Origin of the sequence: Dyadobacter sp. CY345 (assembly GCF_021502725.1) — a bacterium.
Classification (GTDB): domain Bacteria; phylum Bacteroidota; class Bacteroidia; order Cytophagales; family Spirosomataceae; genus Dyadobacter.
Map to the genome: position 1 here is coordinate 188,274 of NZ_JAKFFS010000005.1, position 22,610 is coordinate 210,883.

18 protein-coding genes are annotated in these 22,610 nt (G+C 39.5%); 10 read left to right on the forward strand and 8 right to left on the reverse strand.

Going from position 1 to position 22,610, the window contains the following annotated elements:
• Nucleotides 1-71: 71 nt before the first annotated feature.
• From L0657_RS21385 to L0657_RS21395, 3 genes are read right to left on the reverse strand one after another with little or no spacing between them, the layout of a single operon-like run.
• Nucleotides 72-1,439, reverse strand: a complete 1,368-nt coding sequence (locus tag L0657_RS21385; RefSeq protein ID WP_235152803.1) for an ATP-binding protein — start codon at nucleotides 1,437-1,439, stop codon at nucleotides 72-74.
• Nucleotides 1,440-1,442: 3 nt separating this feature from the next.
• A complete protein-coding gene (locus L0657_RS21390; RefSeq protein ID WP_235152804.1) occupies nucleotides 1,443-2,186 on the reverse strand; it encodes a carbon-nitrogen hydrolase family protein in 744 nt (247 codons plus the stop codon).
• A gap of 16 nt (nucleotides 2,187-2,202) precedes the next feature.
• Nucleotides 2,203-2,889, reverse strand: a complete 687-nt coding sequence (locus L0657_RS21395; protein WP_235152805.1) for a response regulator transcription factor — start codon at nucleotides 2,887-2,889, stop codon at nucleotides 2,203-2,205.
• 170 nt (nucleotides 2,890-3,059) lie between these two features.
• Here L0657_RS21395 and L0657_RS21400 point away from each other — a divergent pair, with 170 nt between their 5' ends.
• A complete protein-coding gene (locus L0657_RS21400) occupies nucleotides 3,060-3,350 on the forward strand; it encodes a hypothetical protein (RefSeq protein WP_235152806.1) in 291 nt (96 codons plus the stop codon).
• Nucleotides 3,341-3,625, forward strand: a complete 285-nt coding sequence (locus L0657_RS21405; protein WP_235152807.1) for a type II toxin-antitoxin system RelE/ParE family toxin — start codon at nucleotides 3,341-3,343, stop codon at nucleotides 3,623-3,625. The genes L0657_RS21400 and L0657_RS21405 overlap by 10 nt, the downstream gene beginning before the upstream one ends.
• A gap of 300 nt (nucleotides 3,626-3,925) precedes the next feature.
• Here the strand turns inward: L0657_RS21405 and L0657_RS21410 are convergent, their stop codons facing one another.
• Nucleotides 3,926-5,359: a tetratricopeptide repeat protein gene (locus L0657_RS21410; RefSeq protein WP_235152808.1), complete on the reverse strand. Its 1,434-nt coding sequence runs from the start codon at nucleotides 5,357-5,359 to the stop codon at nucleotides 3,926-3,928.
• A 71-nt stretch (nucleotides 5,360-5,430) separates the two neighbouring features.
• Nucleotides 5,431-8,061 (reverse strand): DNA gyrase subunit A, encoded by a 2,631-nt coding sequence (gene gyrA, locus L0657_RS21415; RefSeq protein ID WP_235152809.1) that lies wholly within the window; start codon nucleotides 8,059-8,061, stop codon nucleotides 5,431-5,433.
• Between the two features lie 406 nt (nucleotides 8,062-8,467).
• Here gyrA and L0657_RS21420 point away from each other — a divergent pair, with 406 nt between their 5' ends.
• The 5 genes from L0657_RS21420 (at nucleotide 8,468) to L0657_RS21440 (ending at nucleotide 13,298) form a co-directional block, all read left to right on the forward strand.
• Nucleotides 8,468-9,772: a gluconate:H+ symporter gene (locus L0657_RS21420; protein ID WP_235152810.1), complete on the forward strand. Its 1,305-nt coding sequence runs from the start codon at nucleotides 8,468-8,470 to the stop codon at nucleotides 9,770-9,772.
• A 69-nt stretch (nucleotides 9,773-9,841) separates the two neighbouring features.
• Nucleotides 9,842-10,312, forward strand: a complete 471-nt coding sequence (locus L0657_RS21425; protein WP_235152811.1) for a RidA family protein — start codon at nucleotides 9,842-9,844, stop codon at nucleotides 10,310-10,312.
• A 96-nt stretch (nucleotides 10,313-10,408) separates the two neighbouring features.
• A complete protein-coding gene (locus tag L0657_RS21430) occupies nucleotides 10,409-11,518 on the forward strand; it encodes a D-TA family PLP-dependent enzyme (protein WP_255718064.1) in 1,110 nt (369 codons plus the stop codon).
• Between the two features lie 74 nt (nucleotides 11,519-11,592).
• Nucleotides 11,593-12,663 (forward strand): dipeptidase, encoded by a 1,071-nt coding sequence (locus L0657_RS21435; RefSeq protein WP_235152812.1) that lies wholly within the window; start codon nucleotides 11,593-11,595, stop codon nucleotides 12,661-12,663.
• A 383-nt stretch (nucleotides 12,664-13,046) separates the two neighbouring features.
• A complete protein-coding gene (locus tag L0657_RS21440; protein WP_235152813.1) occupies nucleotides 13,047-13,298 on the forward strand; it encodes a hypothetical protein in 252 nt (83 codons plus the stop codon).
• A gap of 68 nt (nucleotides 13,299-13,366) precedes the next feature.
• Here the strand turns inward: L0657_RS21440 and L0657_RS21445 are convergent, their stop codons facing one another.
• Together L0657_RS21445 and L0657_RS21450 are read right to left on the reverse strand one after the other, a co-directional pair.
• A complete protein-coding gene (locus L0657_RS21445; protein WP_235152814.1) occupies nucleotides 13,367-15,604 on the reverse strand; it encodes a bifunctional alpha,alpha-trehalose-phosphate synthase (UDP-forming)/trehalose-phosphatase in 2,238 nt (745 codons plus the stop codon).
• A gap of 927 nt (nucleotides 15,605-16,531) precedes the next feature.
• Complete coding sequence (locus tag L0657_RS21450) at nucleotides 16,532-17,461, reverse strand: DUF6268 family outer membrane beta-barrel protein (protein WP_235152815.1); 930 nt, start codon at nucleotides 17,459-17,461, stop codon at nucleotides 16,532-16,534.
• 730 nt (nucleotides 17,462-18,191) lie between these two features.
• Between L0657_RS21450 and L0657_RS21455 the strand changes: the two genes are divergently transcribed.
• The 3 genes from L0657_RS21455 to L0657_RS21465 all read left to right on the forward strand — a co-directional run bounded on the left by L0657_RS21455 (nucleotide 18,192) and on the right by L0657_RS21465 (nucleotide 21,573).
• Nucleotides 18,192-18,638 carry an N-acetyltransferase gene (locus L0657_RS21455; RefSeq protein ID WP_235152816.1) on the forward strand — a complete coding sequence of 149 codons (447 nt, stop codon included), beginning with the start codon at nucleotides 18,192-18,194 and terminating at the stop codon, nucleotides 18,636-18,638.
• 459 nt (nucleotides 18,639-19,097) lie between these two features.
• Nucleotides 19,098-19,742, forward strand: a complete 645-nt coding sequence (locus tag L0657_RS21460; protein ID WP_235152817.1) for an START domain-containing protein — start codon at nucleotides 19,098-19,100, stop codon at nucleotides 19,740-19,742.
• A gap of 226 nt (nucleotides 19,743-19,968) precedes the next feature.
• A complete protein-coding gene (locus L0657_RS21465; RefSeq protein WP_235152818.1) occupies nucleotides 19,969-21,573 on the forward strand; it encodes a DUF4394 domain-containing protein in 1,605 nt (534 codons plus the stop codon).
• 76 nt (nucleotides 21,574-21,649) lie between these two features.
• Here the strand turns inward: L0657_RS21465 and L0657_RS21470 are convergent, their stop codons facing one another.
• Nucleotides 21,650-22,507 (reverse strand): SDR family oxidoreductase, encoded by an 858-nt coding sequence (locus L0657_RS21470; RefSeq protein ID WP_235152819.1) that lies wholly within the window; start codon nucleotides 22,505-22,507, stop codon nucleotides 21,650-21,652.
• Nucleotides 22,508-22,610: the final 103 nt, after the last annotated feature.

Here is a 22,610-nt window from a genome sequence, read left to right on the forward strand (position 1 = left end):
TTAGAGCGTTAAAATCGGCCTTAGAAGCGTAGGAGAGTGGTTCGTAATAACAGCCGGTCAGGTATATACTTTTAAAGGTGGGGGAGTACTACTGTGAAAATTGTCCCTTCACCAATTTTTGATGCTACGGAGATAGTACCTTTATGAAGGGAGATAATTTTCTGGGTGAGGGAGAGGCCGACACCATTTCCCTGAGCAAACTTTTTATTATTTCCCCGAAAGAATGGAGTAAAAATTAATTTTAAATCTTCGTCAGAAATTCCAATTCCATTATCAGAAAACATTAAAATAATATTATTAAGATTAAAATTAATCATAACCGTAGTAACCGGATTGTTGGAAAACTTCCCTCCGTTCTCCAACAAATTTGAAAATGCTACATTCAATAAGTACTCATTCCCCACTACTGAAATTTCATCATCATTTTCGAATTCGTTTTCGTAACGTATGTCTATCAGATACTTAGGATTCTCCTTCTGCACCTTCTGTCTTGCATCGAGCAATACTTCATCTATCCTAACCTCCTTAAATCCTATTTCCTGTGGATCATAACTTGCCTTTGCAAAATCCAGCAAACTGTCGGAAAGCTTGGATAATCGATGCGCGTCAATCAATGTATTATTGATCACTTTTTGATATTCTGCTATACTCCGCTCCTTATACGTCGACAATTCCAACTCCGTAATCAGCACTGCCAAAGGTGTCCTCACCTCGTGAGAAATATTAGAAACAAACTGCTTTTGTGCGTCAAAAGAATTTTCCAGACGGTCCAGCATTTGATTAAAAGTATCGGCCAGTTCCGCCAGCTCGTCCTTACCGTCCGCATGACCTAGCCGGAGATCCAGATTTGAAGCGGTAATATTTTTAACGTTGGCAACAATTTCTGTGACGGGAAGTAACGCCTTTCGCGAGAAAAATCTTCCCGCCGCATAAATCAAAACAATTGAACAAATAAAAACCAGCCAGATTGTTTTGCTCAAATTTCTTAATTTATTATACCCATATTCATCGTAAGCGGACGCTGTCAAAATATAGTTTTTTCCTTCATAAGAAAACAGTAAACCGACGACCTGCCAGTCATCCTGATAAAAACGGATATATTTTCTCGTTCTTATCCGATTTATCATCTGTTTTGTTTCCTTTACTTCGTCAATCTCTGCGGCATCGTGATACAATAAATTGAATGATGTGTCATAAATCGCAACCTGCACTTCGTTGATTGTTTCCCTGTTATTTTTATAAATTGTTTGCAAGGTGTGTGCATCCACCTTCGCCTCGAAAAAAAGATTAGCCTTGGTAAGCGTTTCCTGGTGGAGTCTTCTAAAAAACTCGTTTTCACGACTTTGATACGCCGAATAGTAAACCAATGCTGCGAAAACTGAAAGAATCGTTGCAGTCAAGACAGTAAAAAGAATACTTAATTTCGTACGTATCTTCATGACCTAAGTAGTTTCGAGAACAGTTGACTTCCAGTCCTTATCGTTCTTTTCTACAATAAGCAAACCTTCACCGGCACCTTCAAATCCGCTAATTATTTTGCCATTATTATTCCAAAACGAACTCTGTCCAGCAGCTTGCATACTATAAGACATACCTCCAAAATTCGACATTAATACACTCATATAAAACAGGTTAGCATAACCTTGAAGATCAGAAAACCCCTGTTGAATTCCATTAGGCGTGTAAAAAATACTGGCAATGTAAAGTGTACTATTGAGCGCAGCAGCTCTTGCCGGATGGGCTGGATTTGTTATGTCTGCACAGATAGCCAGGGAAATAACTTCGCCTTCCAGATTGATCAAGATATCCCGATTAATACCTGGGACGAAGGCGATTTCTTCACCATCATGAAGATATTGTTTCGTGTAAATCCGCTCCGGCTGGTTTGGTTCAAGAACGAACATTCCAATATGCAGTCCGGATTCCAGAAGGATAGGGGCTCCCGCCAGAATAATGATATTCCTATTACTTGCCAGATTTTTAAGCTTATCCAGTCTCATATCATTTCCTACAAACGACAGCTCGGCAGCAAATTCGCGTTCATATCCGGTGAGTGACATCTCGGGAAATACAATAAGCTGGGCTCCATGATCTGCTGCAAGATTTACAAGTCGATAATGATCTTCCAGATTTTCGGTAGTATTTTTTCTTTTTGGAATCGTTTGGGCAGCTGCGACGATCATCATCTTGCGAGTAATAAAATTATAATTCTCCTGTTCTAAGAATAAATCCCATACCAGGTTTGGTATGGATTAATTTTTGTTCAAAATTCTTATCAACTTTCTTTCTAAGATAATTGATATATACATCAATGAAATTTGTACCAGTATCAAAGTGCGTGTCCCAAACCTTATCAGCAATTTCTGTTCTTGACAAAACGCGTTCATTATTTTGCATCATATATTCCAGCAACTTAAATTCCTTTGGCGTCAGAATAATTTCAACTCCCGAACGTCGCACTATTTTTGTCTGGTCATTCAATTCCAGGTCAGCATATTTTAAAATATAATCCTGGCGTTTTGCATTGACCGCACTACGTTTTGTGAGCGCGCGCAACCTTACATGAAGCTCTCTAAAATCAAATGGTTTTACCAGGTAATCATCTGCGCCGGCATCAAAAGCTTCCACTTTATTATTGGTAGTGCCAAGTGCCGTAAGCATTAAAATCGGTATGTCTGGTTTTACGGTGCGCACCTCCTTACATAAATCAATTCCATTTATACCAGGCAAAATTATATCCATGATTATCAGATCGTAATCATTTTGCATGGCCATGTACTTACCTGTCAAACCGTCAAAGGCGAGAGTGGTTGTGTATCCATTTTCATCCAATCCCTGTTTAACCAGAATTGCAAGCCTTTCTTCATCCTCAATGACCAGGATATTCATACACCAGATTTTGTTACTTTACAAACATACTATGATTTTAAGAGAATCAGTTACCTTGGATACTCTTTTGCAAAATCGAGCAAGTTGCAATATTTTGCACACAAACTGATACAGGTTTATATACTTTTTTCTATATTTATATTATGTTATTTGTTATATAATAAATTGATATGATAGAGGTCATTCACAACTACAAAGAGCTCAAAAGGAATATGGGCAATCTGATCAATAAATCAGGGTATAAAAATTCATTTTTAGCCGAAAAGATAGGGATGCAGCCAACCTTATTCTCAGTTAAAAAGCAAAGAGGCAATTGGAGTGATGATGAGATGGAAAAAATTCTGGTTTTAATTGAAAATGAGGAGTTGGAGGATTTTTACTTTGGCGAGATTTTGAGAGAAAGAGAGAAGGAGGAAACCATAAGTTATTCAGACTTTAAAGAAGAAATGGGGTGGAAATAACATTGGCCAAATCTTTTTCGAAGGAATTAAAAAAATGTCCGCACTATATTCAAAAACAAGCTTTTGAAGTTTTAGAAATTGCTGAAAAGTCCAGCAACATCTATGATATACCAGGATGCGAAGAAATGAAAGGCAAACAAAATAAAGGCTTTTATAAGATTAGAGTCGGAGATTGGCGGATCGGATTGAAATACATTAATGGTCAAATTCACATATTACATTTTATTACAATATCCTCGCGCGGTGATGTTTATAAACATTTTCCTCCAAAATAAGTTAAAGTAAATACCGGGATCATTTATCAATGAATTTGATTTTGATTTCTCAGAAAAAAATTAACAAAATACAGCTTCATTAAATTGGTTGTCAAGTAATTACAACGATAATCTCTGAAATACTAACTCCCTAGATTTAATCAAACTATTCTATGCTAGCCCATACTCGCTACAATCAATTCTGAGAGCCTAAAATTTGATACTCGTCTGTTGTATAATTTATATTATGTTAAATAGATTATCTGACAAAAAAGGAAGATACTATGAAATAGTATCTTCCTTCCAAATTTCAATTATTTCTTACTCTTCAACACATACTACTTTCTTTCCTTCAAACTGTTCCAGTACGCTGTTTACAGTAGCAAGGTTTTCTTTTGCATCTGCTTCATCTTTAACCTGGATTGCTTTTTCAAAGTAAGGTTTTGCTTTTTTGAAACGGCCACAAACACGACCTTCAACTTCTTTACCTTTTGCCTGGTAATCAGTCATGCTCATGTTGTCAACTTCACGTTTCAATTCAACAGCTTCGTTGAAATAAAAAACACCAAGGTTATAAAGTGCATCGTAATTAGCTGCATCAAGTTCTAGAACTTTTTTGTAGGCCGCGATTGCTTCGTTGTTCGCAGTCGTTTTTTGAGTTTTTAAGATATTAAGAGAATCTTGTAAAACTGCCTGGTTTTCACCTTTGCCTGCGCTAGCTGCCGCAGCAGTAATTTGTGCATTTAAAGCTTCGATGGCTGTTGTAGATTCTTTTCTCTTTGCAGTTACATCGGCCAACTGACGTTTTAAATCAGGTTTTGGAGCTTTTTTATTTAAAGCACTGATGCGTTTTATTTCGCCATCATAAACTTCAATCTTACCTTTTTCATCTTCCAATTTTTTAGTAAGATCAGCCTTCTGACTTGCACCGGCACCAAGTCGGCCTTGGATATTCTTGATCTTAGTACCTAACTTGGTATTCATGTTATCATAAAGAATACCAAGGTTTACAATGTTCTGAACATTTGTAGGATCAGATTTCGTAAGGTTGGTCAACTCAGCAATTGCCTGATCTTCTTTACCAGAAGCTAATAAAATATTAACAACCTCAGATTTGAGATCTTTGTTATTTGGAGAACGTTCCAAACCTTTATTCAAAGTGGCAACCGCTTTATCGAAATTATTCTCTGCGCGATACAATTGAGCAAGACCATAAAATACACTTGGATCTTTTCCTCCGTTTTCAGCATATTTCTCAAATTGCGTTTTTGCTTCTTCTTTCTTGTCAATTTGCTGTGCAGCAATACCGCCATACAAACTTGCAAGTGTATCTTTTGCATTTACCTGTTGCGCTAACTGGAACATTTCCAAGGCACCAACAAGGTTTTTATTCTGATATTTCTCTGCTCCTTGTCTTACAAAAGCGTTAAACAAAGAAGGATCCTCACCTGTTAGAAATTTCTGAGCGTCTTTTGCTTTTTTAGGATCAATTTCAGCAGCTTTCTTATATGCTTCGAAAGCTGTTTTTGCAGCACTTGAATCCAACTCAGAACTTTGTGACGCTATGGAAGAATAAGTTGTAGCACGATCCATCCAAAAGGCTGCTTTTGCACTTGCTTTTGGATCTGTTACCCCTTTATCGCTTTTTTCTTTATCCTTGCGGAGTTGATCTACCATCGCCTTGTTAACAGCATCCTGCGAAAATGCAGAAAAGCTAATAAGGCCAAGTGCAGAAACAAAAAACATTTTTTTCATAGATCTCGATTGGTTGTGAATGAACATTACTAAATACAAATATTAATAATTAATCTTAATTATTACAAAAATCATGCCTCTGGCGCGTCAGAATCGTCGTTTTCAGCCTCCTCATCCTCGTCATCTCCACTTTCAATTTCATCCGCAATGGTATCTTCTATCACCTCTGCATCATCTCCTTTGATGATAAGTGAGTCATTTACATCACTTACGATTACGTTTCCATCTTCATCCAATTCTTCCGCTTTTTCATCCGGATCTTTCAAGATTCGTGTAACCGAAGTAATTTCATCAGAATTGTTCAGACGGATCAGTTTAACACCTTGGGTGTTACGTCCGGCCTGACGGATATCAAGTACACTCATACGGATGGCAATACCATTTCTCGTAATGATCATTAGATCATCCTGCTCGGTAACTTCGCGAATGGCTACAAGTTTTCCAACTTTATCCGTAGCGTTCATCGTCGAAACACCTTTTCCACCACGATTTGTAACTCGGTAACTATCAATCAATGAGCGCTTTCCAAATCCATTTTCAGAAACAACCAACAACTGGGCATCTTCACGGTTAATACAAACCATACCGATTACCTTATTTGCAGGATCAGTTAAGTTAATACCCCGTACACCGGCGGCTGTTCTTCCCATTGGCCTCACTCCTTTTTCATTGAAACGAACGGCACGTCCGGCACTTGATGCAATCACGATGTCGTTATCACCATTTGTCAGAGCGACATTTAACAGGCGGTCACCTTCGTTAATTGAGATTGCGATGATACCGTTTGTACGCGGACGAGAATATGCTTCAAGCAAAGTCTTCTTAATTGTACCCTGTTCCGTACACATAATGAGGTAATTATTGTTGATATAATCCTCATTTGTCAAAGTACGAACATTGATTACTGAACGAATAGAATCACCGTTTTCAAGGCTTATCAAATTTTGAATTGGCCTTCCTTTCGAAGTTTTGCTTCCTTCCGGCACTTCATATACCTTCATCCAGAACAACTTACCATATTCGGTAAAAATGAGCAGATAGTTAAGCATCGTAGCCGAGAACAAATGTTCAGTGAAATCGGTATCCTTGGTCTTAACACCACGAGAACCTACCCCACCCCTTGTTTGTGTCCTGTATTCTGCTAACGGCGTACGTTTGATGTAACCTTCATGAGAAATGGTAATAAGCATTTCTTCATCCGGAATCATATCTTCGTCACTGAATTCTTCAGCAGCAAATTCAATTTGCGTACGACGAGCATCACCGTAGCGATCTTTGATATCCGTTAATTCTGTTTTGATAATGTCATACTTGCGGTATTCGTTAGCAAGAATGTCCTTCAAGTCAGTTATTACGAGCATAATTTCATCATACTCCTTAATGATCTTATCTCTTTCAAGACCTGTCAATCTTTGCAGACGAAGTTCTAGGATGGCTTTAGCCTGAATTTCACTTAACGCAAAATTCTCCATCAAACCATTTTTCGCAATTTCCGGATCACGTGCACTACGGATCAAAGCAATTACGGCATCAAGATTATCAAGTGCGATGATTAAGCCTTGTAAAATATGTGCTCTTTTTTCTGCTTCGCGCAACTCATATTCCGTACGACGTGTAATCACGATAATACGGTGATCGATGAAATGTTTGATCAGGTCTTTCAGATTCAACATCACGGGACGACCTTTTACAAGCGCCACGTTGTTTACACTGAAAGATGATTGAAGCGGAGTGTATTTGTAAAGGTGATTAAGAACGATATTTGGAATCGCATCTTTTTTAAGATCGAAAACAATACGCATCCCATCCCTATCCGATTCGTCACGGATATCCGAGATACCGTCCAGTTTTTTATTGTTGATCAATCCGGCGATACCTTCAATCATGGTCGCCTTATTGGTCATGTACGGAATTTCGGTAACGATGATCTGTTCACGACCTGTTTTCGTTACATCGAAAGATGCCTTTGCGCGAACAATGATACGACCACGACCTGTTTCCATGGCAGCGCGCACACCCTGATATCCGTATATGATTCCTCCGGTCGGGAAATCCGGCGCTTTCACGTGCTGCATCAACTCAGGAATAGTAATTTCCGTATTGTCGATGTAAGCCATTACGCCATCCACTACCTCTGCCAGGTTATGAGGCGCCATATTGGTTGCCATACCTACGGCAATTCCAGACGAACCATTTACAAGTAAATTCGGAAATTTTGCAGGTAGAACAGTTGGTTCTTCAAGCGAATCGTCAAAATTGGGCTGAAAATCAACTGTATCCTTACCAAGATCACTTAACAATTCATCAGCAAGTCGTTTCAATCTTGCCTCTGTGTAACGCATCGCCGCGGGAGAATCACCATCAACGGATCCGAAGTTCCCTTGTCCGTCCACCAGCATATAACGCAAAGACCATGGCTGAGCCATACGAACCATTGTGTTATAAACCGAAGCATCACCGTGCGGGTGATACTTACCTAAAACCTCCCCTACTATACGAGCTGACTTTTTATGGGATTTATTGTAGCTAACACCCAAATCAGACATACCATATAAAACACGTCTGTGCACCGGTTTCAAACCATCGCGAACGTCGGGTAAAGCGCGGGAAATAATAACTGACATCGAGTAATCGATGTATGCTCCTCGCATTTCATCCTCAATATTAATGGGGATAATGTTTTCACCTGAAGATTCTGCCATAAACAATTAGAAAAGAATCAAAAATTTAAAATGAGAAATTGATTTTATTCAAATGCTCACTTGATTATTACAATACCGTTACTACTAAAAAGTCAAATTTCGCTATTTTTAGGCATTCTAACAAACTTCTGGGAGGCATATTCTACATTCGTTTTATATCATTGTGATCCTGGGGAATTTAGGATTAATTGTGGGTAGAATTTATTCATGTTTTCCACGTTCCCGGAGTTCCCACGCGTGCCGCATGGGCTAAGATAGTTAGCCTTTCAGGCTGTTGTTTTGGTGAATATATCGTTTGGGTATGTCTTTTTGAAATAATAAATTGGAAAGTAAATACGGTTCAATCGTTAAATTTGTTAGTATGCGTCCTTATAATTAAAAAACCTCTTTTCCTAAATTCCTTTCTATGCCTTTATTACTGACATTTCTTTCCATTTTATTTTTGATTCTGCTCATCGCATGGCTTAAAATTGACACCTTTATTTCGTTTCTTTTGGTATCGATCGGTTTAGGACTTGCAAGCGGACTTGACGTTGTGACGGTAAGTAAGGCAATTCAGAAAGGCGTCGGCGGTACGCTTGGCGACCTGGTATTGATTGTAGGTTTTGGTGCGATGCTCGGAAAACTTGTCGCCGACAGCGGTGCCGCGCAAAGGATAACTGATGCTTTAATCGGCATCTTCGGACAAAAATATATTCAATGGGGAATGGCGCTTGCAGGTTTTGTAATCGGGATTCCGCTATTTTATAATGCAGGTTTTGTGATTGTTGTTCCACTAATTTTCATGATCAGCGCCACAGCCCGGCTTCCTTTATTATATGTAGGTATTCCGATGCTTTCTGCATTGTCTGTCGCTCACGGTTACTTACCTCCTCACCCATCTCCGGCTGCTATTGCCAGTCAGCTTAATGCAGATTTGGGTAAAACTTTACTTTATGGTTTGATGGTATCTATTCCGGCAATTGCCATTGCGGGCCCTATATTTGGGAGTACCCTGAAAAGATTTACACCCAAACCGGACGCAGATTTATTCAATGTAAAACCGAGACCGACTTCTGAATTGCCAGGTTTGGGTATCAGTATTGTTACCGCTTTGCTACCTGTATTTCTCTTAACAGCCATGTCAGGAATTAAAAAAATATATCCTAACAATCAGGTTATTGCGTTACTTGCAGAACCTTATTTTGGAATGCTGATCTCTGTTCTTTTCGCTGCATACACGCTTGGTATTCAACGCGGCTTAAATATGAAAGCCATCAGTAAATCAATGGAAGAAGCGTTTAAAGGCGTTTCTGTTATTCTGTTGATCATCGCTGGCGCAGGTGTATTCAAAGAAATTATGACGGCAAGCGGCGTGAGCACCTACATCGCCCAGGGTTTAGTAGGTATTGATATTTCTCCTATTGTTCTGAGCTGGGGAATCGCCGCGATAATCCGCGTGTGCGTCGGATCTGCCACCGTTGCAGGATTAACAACAGTGGGTATACTCTCCCCGTTGCTGATTCATTCACCTGTTCCTCCGGAATTGATCGTTTTATCCATCGGTTCCGGAAGTTTGATGTTCTCCCATTTGAACGACGGAGGCTTCTGGTTATTCAAAGAATACTTTAATTTGAGTATTAAAGATACCTTATTGACCTGGTCGGTAATGGAAACAATTGTATCAGTAATGGGTTTGTTGGGTGTTTTAGTATTAAATTTGTTCGTGTAAGAGTAATCGACTGTGACTTTTGCATCTTTCAAAAACAATACTATTTATTATCCTTATCTTAACTATTGCATGACTCCTGAATCCAATTTCGAAGCACTGGGACTTAATTTACCGCCAGCTCCAAAACCTCTTGGCGTTTATAAACCATATCTTATCGTTGACAATCGCTGGGTATATGTTTCCGGGCACGGAACTGTTCAGGATGATGGAAGTTTGATCATTGGCCGCATCGGTGCCGACCTTGATGTAGAAGAAGGAAAACTTGCAGCACGCCAGGTTGGGCTGACAATCCTATCGACACTGAAAGCAAATTTAGGAAGTCTTAACCGTATCAAGCGAGTCATCAAGATTTTGGGTATGGTGAACGCAACAAGTGATTTTGAGCGCCATCCCTACGTAATCAACGGATGCAGCGAATTATTTGCGAAGGTGTGGGGTGAAGAAAATGGCATAGGCGTAAGAAGTGCGGTAGGTATGGGAACCTTGCCAGATAACATTCCTGTTGAAATCGAAGCAATGTTTGAACTGGAAGATAACTAGGAATGTTCCATATTGCTGATTGAAATATCTTGATTTACAAACATTTACGTATACAAATCAGCAATTTTATTTTCAACAAAATAACCCTGAAATATAATGTGGTATCTGCTCAACAAACCAGAAGAAGTAATTTCCCCTTCTCTTCTTTTTTACAAAGATAGAATCGAGAATAATATTCGGAGTATGGTTCATATGGCTGGTGATGCAAACCGGTTAGTGCCACATGTCAAAACACATAAAACAGGAGAAATTGTTAAAATACAGTTGAACGCTGGTGTATCAAAATTCAAATGTGCGACAATTTCCGAAGCAGAAATGATTGCCGAAGCAGGTGGTAAATGGATCTTAATTGCGTACCAGTTGACTGACATTAACATCAGGCGGTTATTCGAACTTAGAAAAAAATACCCTGAAACTACTTTCTCTTCATTAATTGATAACGAACAATCTGCACAGGCACTGGAAGAATACTCAGCTGCCGAAGATTTTGTATCTACCATATTTATCGATGTCAATAATGGCATGAACCGCTCCGGGCACCCGACCGACGGTCTACTTCTTTCTTTGTACAGGTTTCTTTCGGGCTTATCCAATGTCTCCGTATCCGGCGTACATATTTACGACGGCCACATAAGAAATGCTGAATTCTCTGAACGAAAAGCACATAGCGATGCAGATTTTGAAAAAGTATTTCCCCTTCTGGATTTGATCCGAGAAGATATCGGAACAGAACCAGTGATTATTGCAGGAGGCTCTCCAACTTTCACAGTCCACGCGCTTCGTCCTAATGTTTTGCTAAGCCCTGGGACAAACGTACTTTGGGACTGGGGTTATGGTGACCAATTTGACGAACAGCCATTTCTACACGCCGCCCTTATTTTGACAAGAGTGGTATCCAAACCTTCCGCTGGCGTTGTTACCATCGACTTAGGCCATAAGGCTGTTGCCGGCGATAATCCGATTGATAAACGTTTCCGTTTGTTAAACCTTAAAGGTTATACCGTAACCGGACAAAGCGAGGAACATGGCGTGCTCCAGATCGGGGAAGAGGCCTGGGAGTCGATCAAAATCGGTGATGTTTTTTATGCACTTCCCTATCACATCTGCCCATCAGTTGCCTTGCACGAATATGCGTCGGTAATTGAAAATGGCGAGGTAATTGACGAGTGGAAAATAGTCGCCAGAAACCGCCGCCTGACTATTTAAAATAAAAAAACCTAAACCTTGAATGAGCAATAATTCTCTCATTCAATATTCTAAAATTCAATAATTAGTAAAATATGTTTCTTTTTGATGCCCATCTGGACCTTTCCATGAATGCTGTGGAATGGAACCGTGACCTTACCCAAGATCTTCAGGCAATTCGTGACCGGGAAAAAAACTTAACAGACAAACCAGATCGTAGCCTCGGTGTGGTAAGTTTTCCAGAAATGCGCAAAGGAAATATTGGTTTATGCGTAGCCACACAGATCGCCCGTTTTGTCAAACCGGATAGCAAAATCCCTGGCTGGCATTCGCAGGCGCAGGCCTGGGCACAAACACAGGCGCAGATTGCCTGGTATAAGGCCATGGAAGAAGCAGGAGAAATGGTGCAGATTACGGACTTGACCGGATTGCACAAACATCTTGCACTTTGGAAAAATGCAGAGTCAACTGAAAAATTGCCTATCGGTTATATACTTAGTCTGGAAGGAGCAGATTCCCTGATTTCCTTAAAAAATCTTGAAATAGCCTATAATTACGGACTTCGCGCCGTCGGACCTGCTCACTATGGTCCCGGTGTATATGCGTACGGAACAGATTCCGATCAGCCATTATCTCAAAAAGGCAAAGATCTACTCGCTGAAATGGATAAATTGAATATGATCCTTGACGCCACACACTTATGCGACAGCGCATTTTGGGATGCAATGAAGATTTATCAGGGACCGGTTTGGGCAAGTCATAACCTTACAAGAAAAGTCACGCCGCATAACCGTCAGTATTCTGACGAAATGATTACCGAGTTAATCAGCAGAAAGGCAGTGATCGGAATGGCATTTGACGCCTGGATGATGATTCCTGGCTGGGTTCGTGGTAAGTCGACGCCTCAGAATACAGGTCTGGTTATTGAACATATTGCAGAACACATTGACCATATCTGTCAGCTGGCAGGCAATGCCTCTCACGTTGGCATAGGATCTGACCTTGATGGTGCTTTCGGAAAAGAACAAGCTCCGGGCGATATGGATTCGATCGCTGACCTCCAATCCATCTCTGGAACTCTAAGTAAAAGAGGATATTCTGAAAATGATATTGAGCAGATCATGTGGAAAAACTGGGTTGATTTTCTGGAAAGATCCTGGGCGTGAGTTTCTCAAAATGACATCTTAGTTACGCTGAAATATCGTGACTCTACCTTTGAGCTGAATGGACCTGCGTCTGTTCAGCTTTTTTTGCGACGAAGAGGTGAATTCCAGTTGTATTCACTCGTAGTCAGAAGCAAAATTAAAATAATTCAACTACTATATTAGGCATTTTAAGTTACAAATTCTAATCAAATCTTAACAATTTCATCACAAAATATCTTCAATAATTACAATTTATTCCTGATATTTGTACTGATAAGATTTTGAGCAACTTATTTGGAATAATTATAAATTATTATCATCTTTGATATGTGATAATGACTTTTGACGATTTGCAAGTGCCCGATTGACTAAATCACCTTCATCAATTATTTAATTTGTCAGCTATGAAACCAATATATCAAATATCTTTTCGCACGAAATTAACAGACACATTATCTTTCCAGCGATTGCACGATTGTTTGAAAAAACTAAACGTCAAACACTGGGCATACGATTTTAAAGAGTTGTTATTGAGTCTTAGATCTGAACTGGAAGATTTTCGCAGAATTCAGTCCGAGCTTCGGTCTGCGGGTTTTAAATGTGATTTTGTAAAAATGGAAAATCTGAAAGGTCCGGACGGATTGCTAGCAGCATAGTATTTCTGATCCATAAAAAAACCAGCAAGCCAAAATCTGACTTGCTGGTTTTTTTATGATTCTATTTCTTATTCTTCCGGCGAAGAAATCATAAATTTTAAAAAGTGAAACACTTCCTGCTGGTTTCTGATATGATTTCTTGCTGCTGAAAGATCATCACCAATTTTGATTGTGTAGGCTGTGGAGGGCAAAGCTTCGAACATATCCTCGTCTGTGGTATCGTCGCCCATTGCCAGAACAAAATCATAATCGCCTTTTTCGACAAAAGACCTGGCAGCGGTACCTTTGTTAAAAGCCGTTTTCTTTACTTCTACAACTTTATTTCCATCAATAATCTGAAGATTAAGTTCCGGTTGAACAAAACTTTGTAATTGCCAGATCAATTCCTGTGCGCGGCGAATGGCATACTCTTGATCTTCCGCTGTCCGGTAATGCCAGGCGAGCGATGTTTCTTTTTCTTCAACGAAAGCTCCCGGACAGCGTTTCGCGTAAATATCAAGAATCGGCCGGATACTTTCTTTCCAGTTTTCCTCATAACTTTCATTTAGAGTCCATTCCTCACTATCTTTTGTTTTGATCAATGCACCGTGTTCAGCAATGATGTGAACTGGCAGTTCTTTGAAAAGTTCATGAAGAAAATACCGATCACGACCGCTGATAATGATAACCGTATCGCGTTTGGCAAGATCCATAATCAGTTTTTTAGTATCCACTGATACGATCGCTTTCGATGGGTCCGGCACAATCGGGGCTAACGTTCCGTCATAATCGAAAAATAAAATCCGATTCGAAGAAGCAGCATATGCTTTCCGGATATCATCAATTCCTTTATTGGTCAGAAAAACCTGACGAAGTCGTTCATGTTCTTGTTCAAGCATAATCATTTGGGTAAAAAAGTCATTAGTCCACGCGAAAACATCATATTCACGGATCCTGGTTTGCATGGCATTCATGCGTTTGGTTTGTTCTTCCTCAGGCATTTCAAAAGCACGTATAATCGCATCGGCGATATCCTGATTATCGAGCGGATTGATGATTAATGCTTCGCCCAATTCGGCAGCAGCACCCGCCATTTCACTTAGAATTAAAACGCCCTTCTTATCTTTTCGGCTGGCGACATACTCTTTGCAAACAAGATTCATTCCGTCACGAACCGGCGTAATAAGCGCTACGTCACTGGCGGTATACATTCCCATAAGTTCGTCAAATGACAACGAGCGATACTGATATATAATCGGCTGCCAGTTAATGGTTCCGTACTGAGCATTGATCCTTCCCACCGTTTGGTCTATATCAGACTTCATTTGCTGATATTGGTCAATACTGTCACGTGAAGGAACAACAACCATAACAAATGAAACCTTCTCGTGCCAGTCGGGATAAATTTCAAGGAATCTCTGAAAACCGTGTAGCCGGTGGAGAATCCCTTTGGAATAATCGAGACGGTCTACCGAAAAAATAATTTTCTCTTTTAAAGACTCTCTAACCTGTTCCCGCTCTTTTTCAACGTCCGGCAAATCAAAGGCAGAATTGAATTTTCTATAATCAATACTGATCGGAAAGGAATCAACTTTCACAATCCGGTTACTCATATTAATATAATGAAGCTTATTACCATACCCGGAAACCATCCGTGCAGCTTTAAGAAAATATTCTACATAATCATTGGTATGAAATCCAACCACGTCGGCACCTAATATCCCATCGATAATTGACTTACGCCATTTCACGGGTAACATTCGGAATAACTCGAAAGAGGGAAAAGGAATATGAAAAAAGAAGCCTATTTTATTTTGGGGAAATTTTTGCCTGATCATGTCAGGCAAAAGCATAAGCTGATAATCCTGAACCCAGACTACATCATCTGGCTGAATAATCTCACTGACTTTGTCAAAAAACAATTTATTGGCGATCTGATAGCTTTCGAAATAGGCGTCATCAAATTTCGCAAGTGACGGAAAATAGTGACAAAGCGGCCAAATTAAATTATTGCAAAAACCTTCGTAGTAATTTTCATTTACATCGGACGGTATAAAAACCGGATGTGCCTGGAAGCTATCATTTGCAAGATTCTGACCTTCAAGTTCCTCCGGAGAGTTTTCGCTGAAACCAACCCATTGGATTTTTTCGTCTGAATTGAATGGTGACCCATCCTGCTCGTGAACGAGAGATAACACTGCTGACACTAGCCCGCCAGAATTCTGAAATAGCTGGACCTGGTCATTTTCGCTGATAATCTTGAACGGTAGTCGATAGGCAACAATGATTAATCTTCCTGTTTTTTCTTTAATTTTTAAATCTTCCATAAGTTTCAATGCATGTTACTTTCAGATGCATCTGATTAAATATAAGGCACTAGATTTATAAGTTGTGCCCTTTTCGAAAGATTTACCGCAATTTTTGTTCCAGAAACGGCATTTTAGCATTAAGATTATCTTAATTCTTCAAATAGTAGAAATTATATATTTCATTTATAGAAAGAAATCTATAATTTTGTACAGCGCCACGCAAGTGGCCTATAGTGTGTGTTGTAGTGCACAAATGATCTTGGCATATGCTGAGATTTTTTTGTTTCTACACCTGACAAAATTTTTTTGGTTAGTATTAAATTTTACTTTCCAGCCTGAAATGTGAGATTTCACAGGGACCAAATATCGCTATCCCACCATAGCCACCCCATTATTCCCCATAACCGGCAATTCACTAAATAATCACAATAAAAATTTTAATAAAATAATGTTGTGAAGTATAAATTTTCTAATGATAAAATTTTATTTAGTCCTCATAATCAGATTATTAATTTTTTTTAGTTTTATTATTCCGAAAAGCTAGCATGATTTTTACACTATACGTAATTAATCAAGATGGGCTTGCTCATTTTGAGGTGAGAAATATTTAGTAAAAAATCCTGGCACTTGCCGGGATTTTTTCTTTTTGATATCCACGACACCCCGAATAGAATATTTTCTACAAAACGATCGTAAATAGTGTAACATTTACTAAAAAAGAAATAATATATTCTACAAGGTTATTGTTTATCCAAATAATTCATTCTACTTTTACATCAGTTACCTAATAATGTAGAGTGCTGGGTTAAATAATGAACAAAAGAGCCTTGGTTATACCGAGGCTTTTTTCTGTTTTATACCTCATGAAACGGCACGAAGGTCATTGAAAAATTAACGCGCCATAGAGGCACTCTTCGGCAAGTATTCCAATACGGGGAGAGAAAATTATTTTGATTTCTTAGACGAGCCAAACGGAGGACGAATGTATAATTCTATTGCCGCGGTGAAACCCGAAGTTTTGATAGGTACAACACCAGCCGGAAGTGTATTACTAATATTTGTGCGATAGCCGGCAAACAACTCTACTCCTACAAGCTTATTAATTTGTCGGTTATACATTACCCCGCTATCCATATCAATCTTTCTAAACTGGCCAGCCTGGTTGTTACTTTCCGTGATATAATAACTCCTGCTAACGGCTTCACTTTTAAATGACAAAATATCTTTTGACGAAATATTGTAACGAAACGACAATCTTCGGGGAAGGCTGATTTCGACGCCAGTTTTTGGAGAAAAATTGTAATTAAATACAAAGACAGGCAAAACAGTTAAGTTTTGGTTTTTGCTAAGCATCAATCCAAAACCAATTTCTTTATTAATCGATTTTTTCTTTAAGTACACAGCTGTGAAACTGTAATTCAAAGGAACGTTACGTAGTGGAATATCTGCGAGACTTCCACTTTTATTAACCCTTGAAGCCAGAATCAAAAACGCACCAGGATCCAGCGTGAAAAAAGACTTCATATCCACTCCCATGGAACGAAGTTTCCAGTTAGACATTTGATGCATGGGATTTTCTCCGCTGGAATTAATTTCAAGCTGCTCCGTTCGGTAGTGAGGTCCCAGAACAATTGCATATTTCGGCTTGTGCAATACAGGAACCCATGCCCGGACGTATATATCTTCTTGTGTATACCGTTGCGTTTCGGAATTTGCCGAACGATAACGCGCGCCAGGCGCCTGCGTGTGTTCTATGGTTATCCATTTGGAAGGTCCCATGCCAGGTAATCCCGGCAACAAATCCTGCGATAGACAACGTGTGCCTATCAGCAATGTGAGGGAACATGCAACAAATCCAAGATAACGGTTTATCATATAACACAAATAGGAAATTCTTCTCTTACTTTTTCTTAAATCTCAGTCACAGATGCATAGCCATTAATCCGGCTATTTTTACTACGAAGGAATTTTCAATAAACGCGGAGATATTCTTAGTTAAGACAAATCACAGAGGTCGTTTGTTATACGAAATTACTTAAAAAAAGTCACTTATCCTTTGCGCAACACAGATATGTTTTTATAAAGTTCCACGGTGTTAAAAATTCACTCATTATTATTTTACAGACAGTTACGAGGAAGCAGGCGCGCTTGTGGAAACATTTTGGTGAGCCTGAATAGAAATTTCTGTTTCAGAATGTTTAAATCAAGATCGCAAAATACAGTTTTAATACAGAAAAGACGTTTTATGCGAACGGTTAGTGGTAGGTAATAAGATATTTTAATCGATTAGAGAGTTTAAGTGTATATCATTAGTTCTTTGTTTATCTGAATCTGACCGGGGTTAAAATTCGATTAAATCTTTACTAACGTAATATCCTATTCCTATTCAATTCGTTAACTATTTAGAATTTTGCTTCGGTCCTTTCCAAGTGGCAAGTGACCAGATCAACTTAATTTGATTCATAAATCCCGGTTGAGATTAGTTAAAAACCTGTCGACTTTTTGACAGGTTTTTTTGCATTTTAAAGTGTGAAATTTTATTTTGTTAATTGCTCAGTCAGCTAACTTTGCAAACTGTATGACCTTTAATATAAATCTCCTTTTCATGCTGATTAAACATTGCCAACTGACCGATCTGCCAAAACTCTCACTGATTTTTGATGAGTACAGGGTTCATTTTAAACAGGAATCTAACCTGGAAGCATCAACCATTTTTTTGAGAGAAAGAATTGAAAATAAACAGGCCGTTGTTTTTGCCGCCATTGATGAAGATTCAAATGATATGATGGGTTTTACGTTGCTCTACCCGATGTACACCTCGCTAAAAATCAAATCAACATGGACTCTTAATGATATGTTTATAACAGAAAAATATAGAAAATTTGGGGTCGCAACCAGATTGCTTGAAAAAGTAGAGGAATTCGGAGCCGAAACCAACGCACAATGGATCACCCTAAAAACTGGCGTCGAGAATACCAAAGCGCAGGCACTCTATGAAAAGTTTGGATTTAAAAAAGACGAAGGCTGTTATTACTATTACTTGCAGCAATAAACGTTTAAGTGAAATACCGTCCTGCTCGACGAAGATATTTAGAAATTATGCGACATAATTTCTAAATATCAAAAACATTTTCCTGATAGCATAACTTTACCTCAATCAAACTTTTAGCTGAGCAGTTTATTTATTAATATTGTAAGTGATTGATGTATAATCTATATCAATTAAAGGTTACGATATTTTATAAAGGACTCAGGATTTCCGGAGTTCTTTTTTTGTGTAGCTTGTAGAAATTATCGCGCGTTATAGCCTGTCAGAAGTTTCTCTATAAATTCTTTCAAACTCCCAACTTTTGATGCAGCGGCAACCGTTCCTGGAAAAAACAAATTGAGCGTTCCGATGCGTCTTCGATCACGTTAACACACTTAATCGGGTAATTTTTTTAGTGAGAATGCTGTTATCACAAAAGTGTATGTCAGCGCAAGCCCGCGTTGTAAGTTTAGTTTATTAAAAATGTTAAAAAAAACAGCAGTCTTTCTTCTCTTCGTGGTTATATCCCTGAATGTATATGCGCAAGAAACCTGGAAATTGCATACGGAAAAAGACGGAGTAAAGGTTTTCACGAAATCCATTTTAACTTCCAGGGTTAAGGCCCTTAAAATTGAAACAATTCTGCCTGCAACATTATCTGAACTTGTCACTGTACTAATGGATATTGAGAGAGAGACGGAATGGGTATATAGCACAAAATCATGTGTGGTAGTTAAAAGGGTTTCGCCCTCCGACTTATATTACTATTCAGAAGTAGAACTTCCGTGGCCGGCTCAAAATCGGGATTTCGTTGCGCATATTATGGTTTCTCAAAATCCTTCGACAAAAGTCGTTACGATGGATGCGCCATGCGTTTCCGGATTTGTTGCTCAAAAACCTGGAATTGTGAGGATAGTTCAGTCAACGGGAAAGTGGATCATTACACCGGTTTCCAAAAGACAGGTTAAAGTTGAATACACGCTGGCTGTTGATCCGGCCGGTTCTATTCCTGCCTGGCTGGTAAATCTGGTTGCTTCACAAGGTCCTCTCGAAACTTTCAAAATGCTTAAAATTCAGCTTCAAAAACCCGAATATCGAAATGCCAGGCTGTCATTTATTACGGATTAATCTGAATGTTAGATTTCAAAATCAAATAAACATAAATCCAACACTACAACCTATTGATTTATAATCATTTAACAAATAGATATAATCTTGTTTCGGTTGGCAATACGATGCCGTATTAAAATACAGTTAAAAGCAAATTAAAATAATGCCCGACGCATTTAATCTAAAGGGCATCTTTGAACGTAGGTAGAACGATAAATAATCACTCACTTCACTTACGTTGCTTATGAATTTTTTTAGCAGTCTGGTTAAGCAAGCGGCATTCGCGACCGCTCTCACCTCATCAATGATCCTCGTTTCCTGCGAAGATCACCGCATGGCGCCTACTGAACAATCGCTTCCTGACAGACTCTTTTGGGCCTTGTCAGATGACAACAAAATTCACCAAATCAATGTTAAAAACACTTCTACACCTCTAAAATCTATTTCCGTTACCGGGCTTGTCGCCGGCGACGCACTGGCTGGTATTGATTTTCGCCCGGCAACGGGTCAACTTTACGCAATCAGCAAACAAGGCAATCTTTACCAGATCAGTCTTATAGCCGGTGCTACCGAAGGCAGAGCTACAAGAATTGGCGATGCACCTCTTGCAACTGCTTTAACAGGTGCGAACATCGGATTTGACTTTAACCCTACGGTTGATAAAATTCGCGTTACCACCAGCAGTACGCAGAATTTGCGTGTAAATCCTGAAACAGGAATGATCGCTGCGACAGATCTTATATTGAAAGGATATTCCAATCCACAAATTGGTGCGGTTGCCTATACAAACAGCCGTGCTGGTGTAACTGCTGCGCCGGGCGTAGGTACGACATTATATGATATTGACCCGACAACTGATCAGTTATACATTCAAACGCCTCCGAATGACGGTGGCCTTGTTGCTGTTGGCAGCCGTTTTGATATCGACATTGAAGATGTTGGCGGTTTTGATATATCTCCGGATATCAACGCGTCCGATGTTTACCCAATCGCTTCAGTAAAATATCAGGGCAAATGGGAATTGAATCATGTAAATCTAACAACTGGTAAACTTCAAAAACTGGGTGATCTGCCAGCCGGAGTTAATATCATTGGGATAGCAATACCTTCTCTTCCTGTTGCTTACGCGCTGGATGGCGTAAATAATTTGAGAATTTTTGATCCGATGACCGGTGCGAGCTACGGCACAAAAGCTATTATGGGACTCCCATCTGGAGTTTTACTTGCAGGTATAGACATCCGACCAGCTAACGGGCGTCTTTATGCGCTGGGTATGAACAGCAAAATTTATAGCGTTGATCTTGGATCAGGAATGGCGGCAGAAGCTGCAACGCTCAAATTAACTGACGGAACGCCTGTTATGTTAAACGGATCAATCTTCGGGGTAGATTTTAACCCTGTGGCCGACAGATTACGTGTGGTAAGTGAGACGGGTCAAAACTTGCGGATTAATGTTTCGCCGGGCGACATGAATGGCGTAACTGTTGTTGATGGAACACTGAAAATCACAGGATCTCCACTGACACCGTTTGTTACAGCAGGAGCTTACACCAACAGTTATCCTGGTGCAACTGCAACCACACTGTATGATATTGATAGCAACATGGACATATTATACAGACAAAATCCTCCAAATGATGGAAGTCTTGATATGCCTAAAAACCTGAACATTGATGTAGCTTCTAATATCGGATTTGATATTGGAAATGCTTCGGGAATGGGTTACGGAATATTCACGGTAGGCGGAAATACAAATTTCTATACAGTAGATCTTAGCAACGGTGCAGTTCAGGTTAAATACACATATCCTGGATCAGTAAAAGGATTAGCGCTTGGTTTTGGTTTATAATAAAAAACCAGCGTCAAAAAAGGTGATCAGGGCTTTTCTGATCACCTTTTTTTTGTTTTACAAAAATTGAAATGATTTACCCGTTTACAACTTGCCCTCCGTTAGGATGCAAAACTTGCCCACTGATATACGAAGAATCTTCACAAGCCAGAAAAACATAACATGGCGCAACCTCGCAAGGCTGGCCTGGCCTTTTGAATGGGGTGTCTTTTCCAAATTCTGCCACGTGTTCGGCATCAAAGGTTGCCGGTATCAATGGCGTCCAGATTGGTCCGGGTGCAACAGCATTCACACGAATTCCCTTTTCTACAAGATTAATTGCCAAAGATCGCGTGAACGAAGTTATCGCTCCTTTTGTCGAGGAATAATCCAGCAATCCCGGGCTTCCATGATATGCAGTGATCGATGTTGTGTTAACAATGGAATCGCCTTCATTTAGATAAGGCAGTGCGGCTTGTGTAAAATAAAAGAAAGAAAAGATATTTGTGCTGAAAGTATTCGTCAGTTGTGCGGAAGATATATCTGCAATACTTTCTTTCGGATGTTGCTCTGCTGCGTTGTTTACCAACACATTCAATTTCCCAAATTCGCCAATTACCAGACCAACAGCTTCCTGACAAAATTCCTGTTCTCGAATATCGCCTGGAATGAGTAAACAACTTTTCCCCTCTGCCTCAACAAGTCGTTTCGTTTCGTCGGCGTCCTGATCTTCGCTCAAATAAACAATTGCAACATCCGCGCCTTCACGCGCAAAATGAACCGCGACCGATCTTCCTATGCCACTATCGCCACCTGTAATCAGAGCAACCTTTCCTTCCAGTTTGCCACTTCCCCTATAATTTTTACGTATCACAACCGGCTCGGGATTCATCTTCTCCTCTATGCCCGGTTGCTCATTCTGCGTCTGTCCGTTGGTTTCTATGTTAAATTCCATGATGTTGATGATTAGTTTGGCGGCAACGTTTAAAAATTTATGCCAAACCAGAATTGGTAACTGACGAAAGATGAATTTATCATACTTAGAGATTTCTAATTCC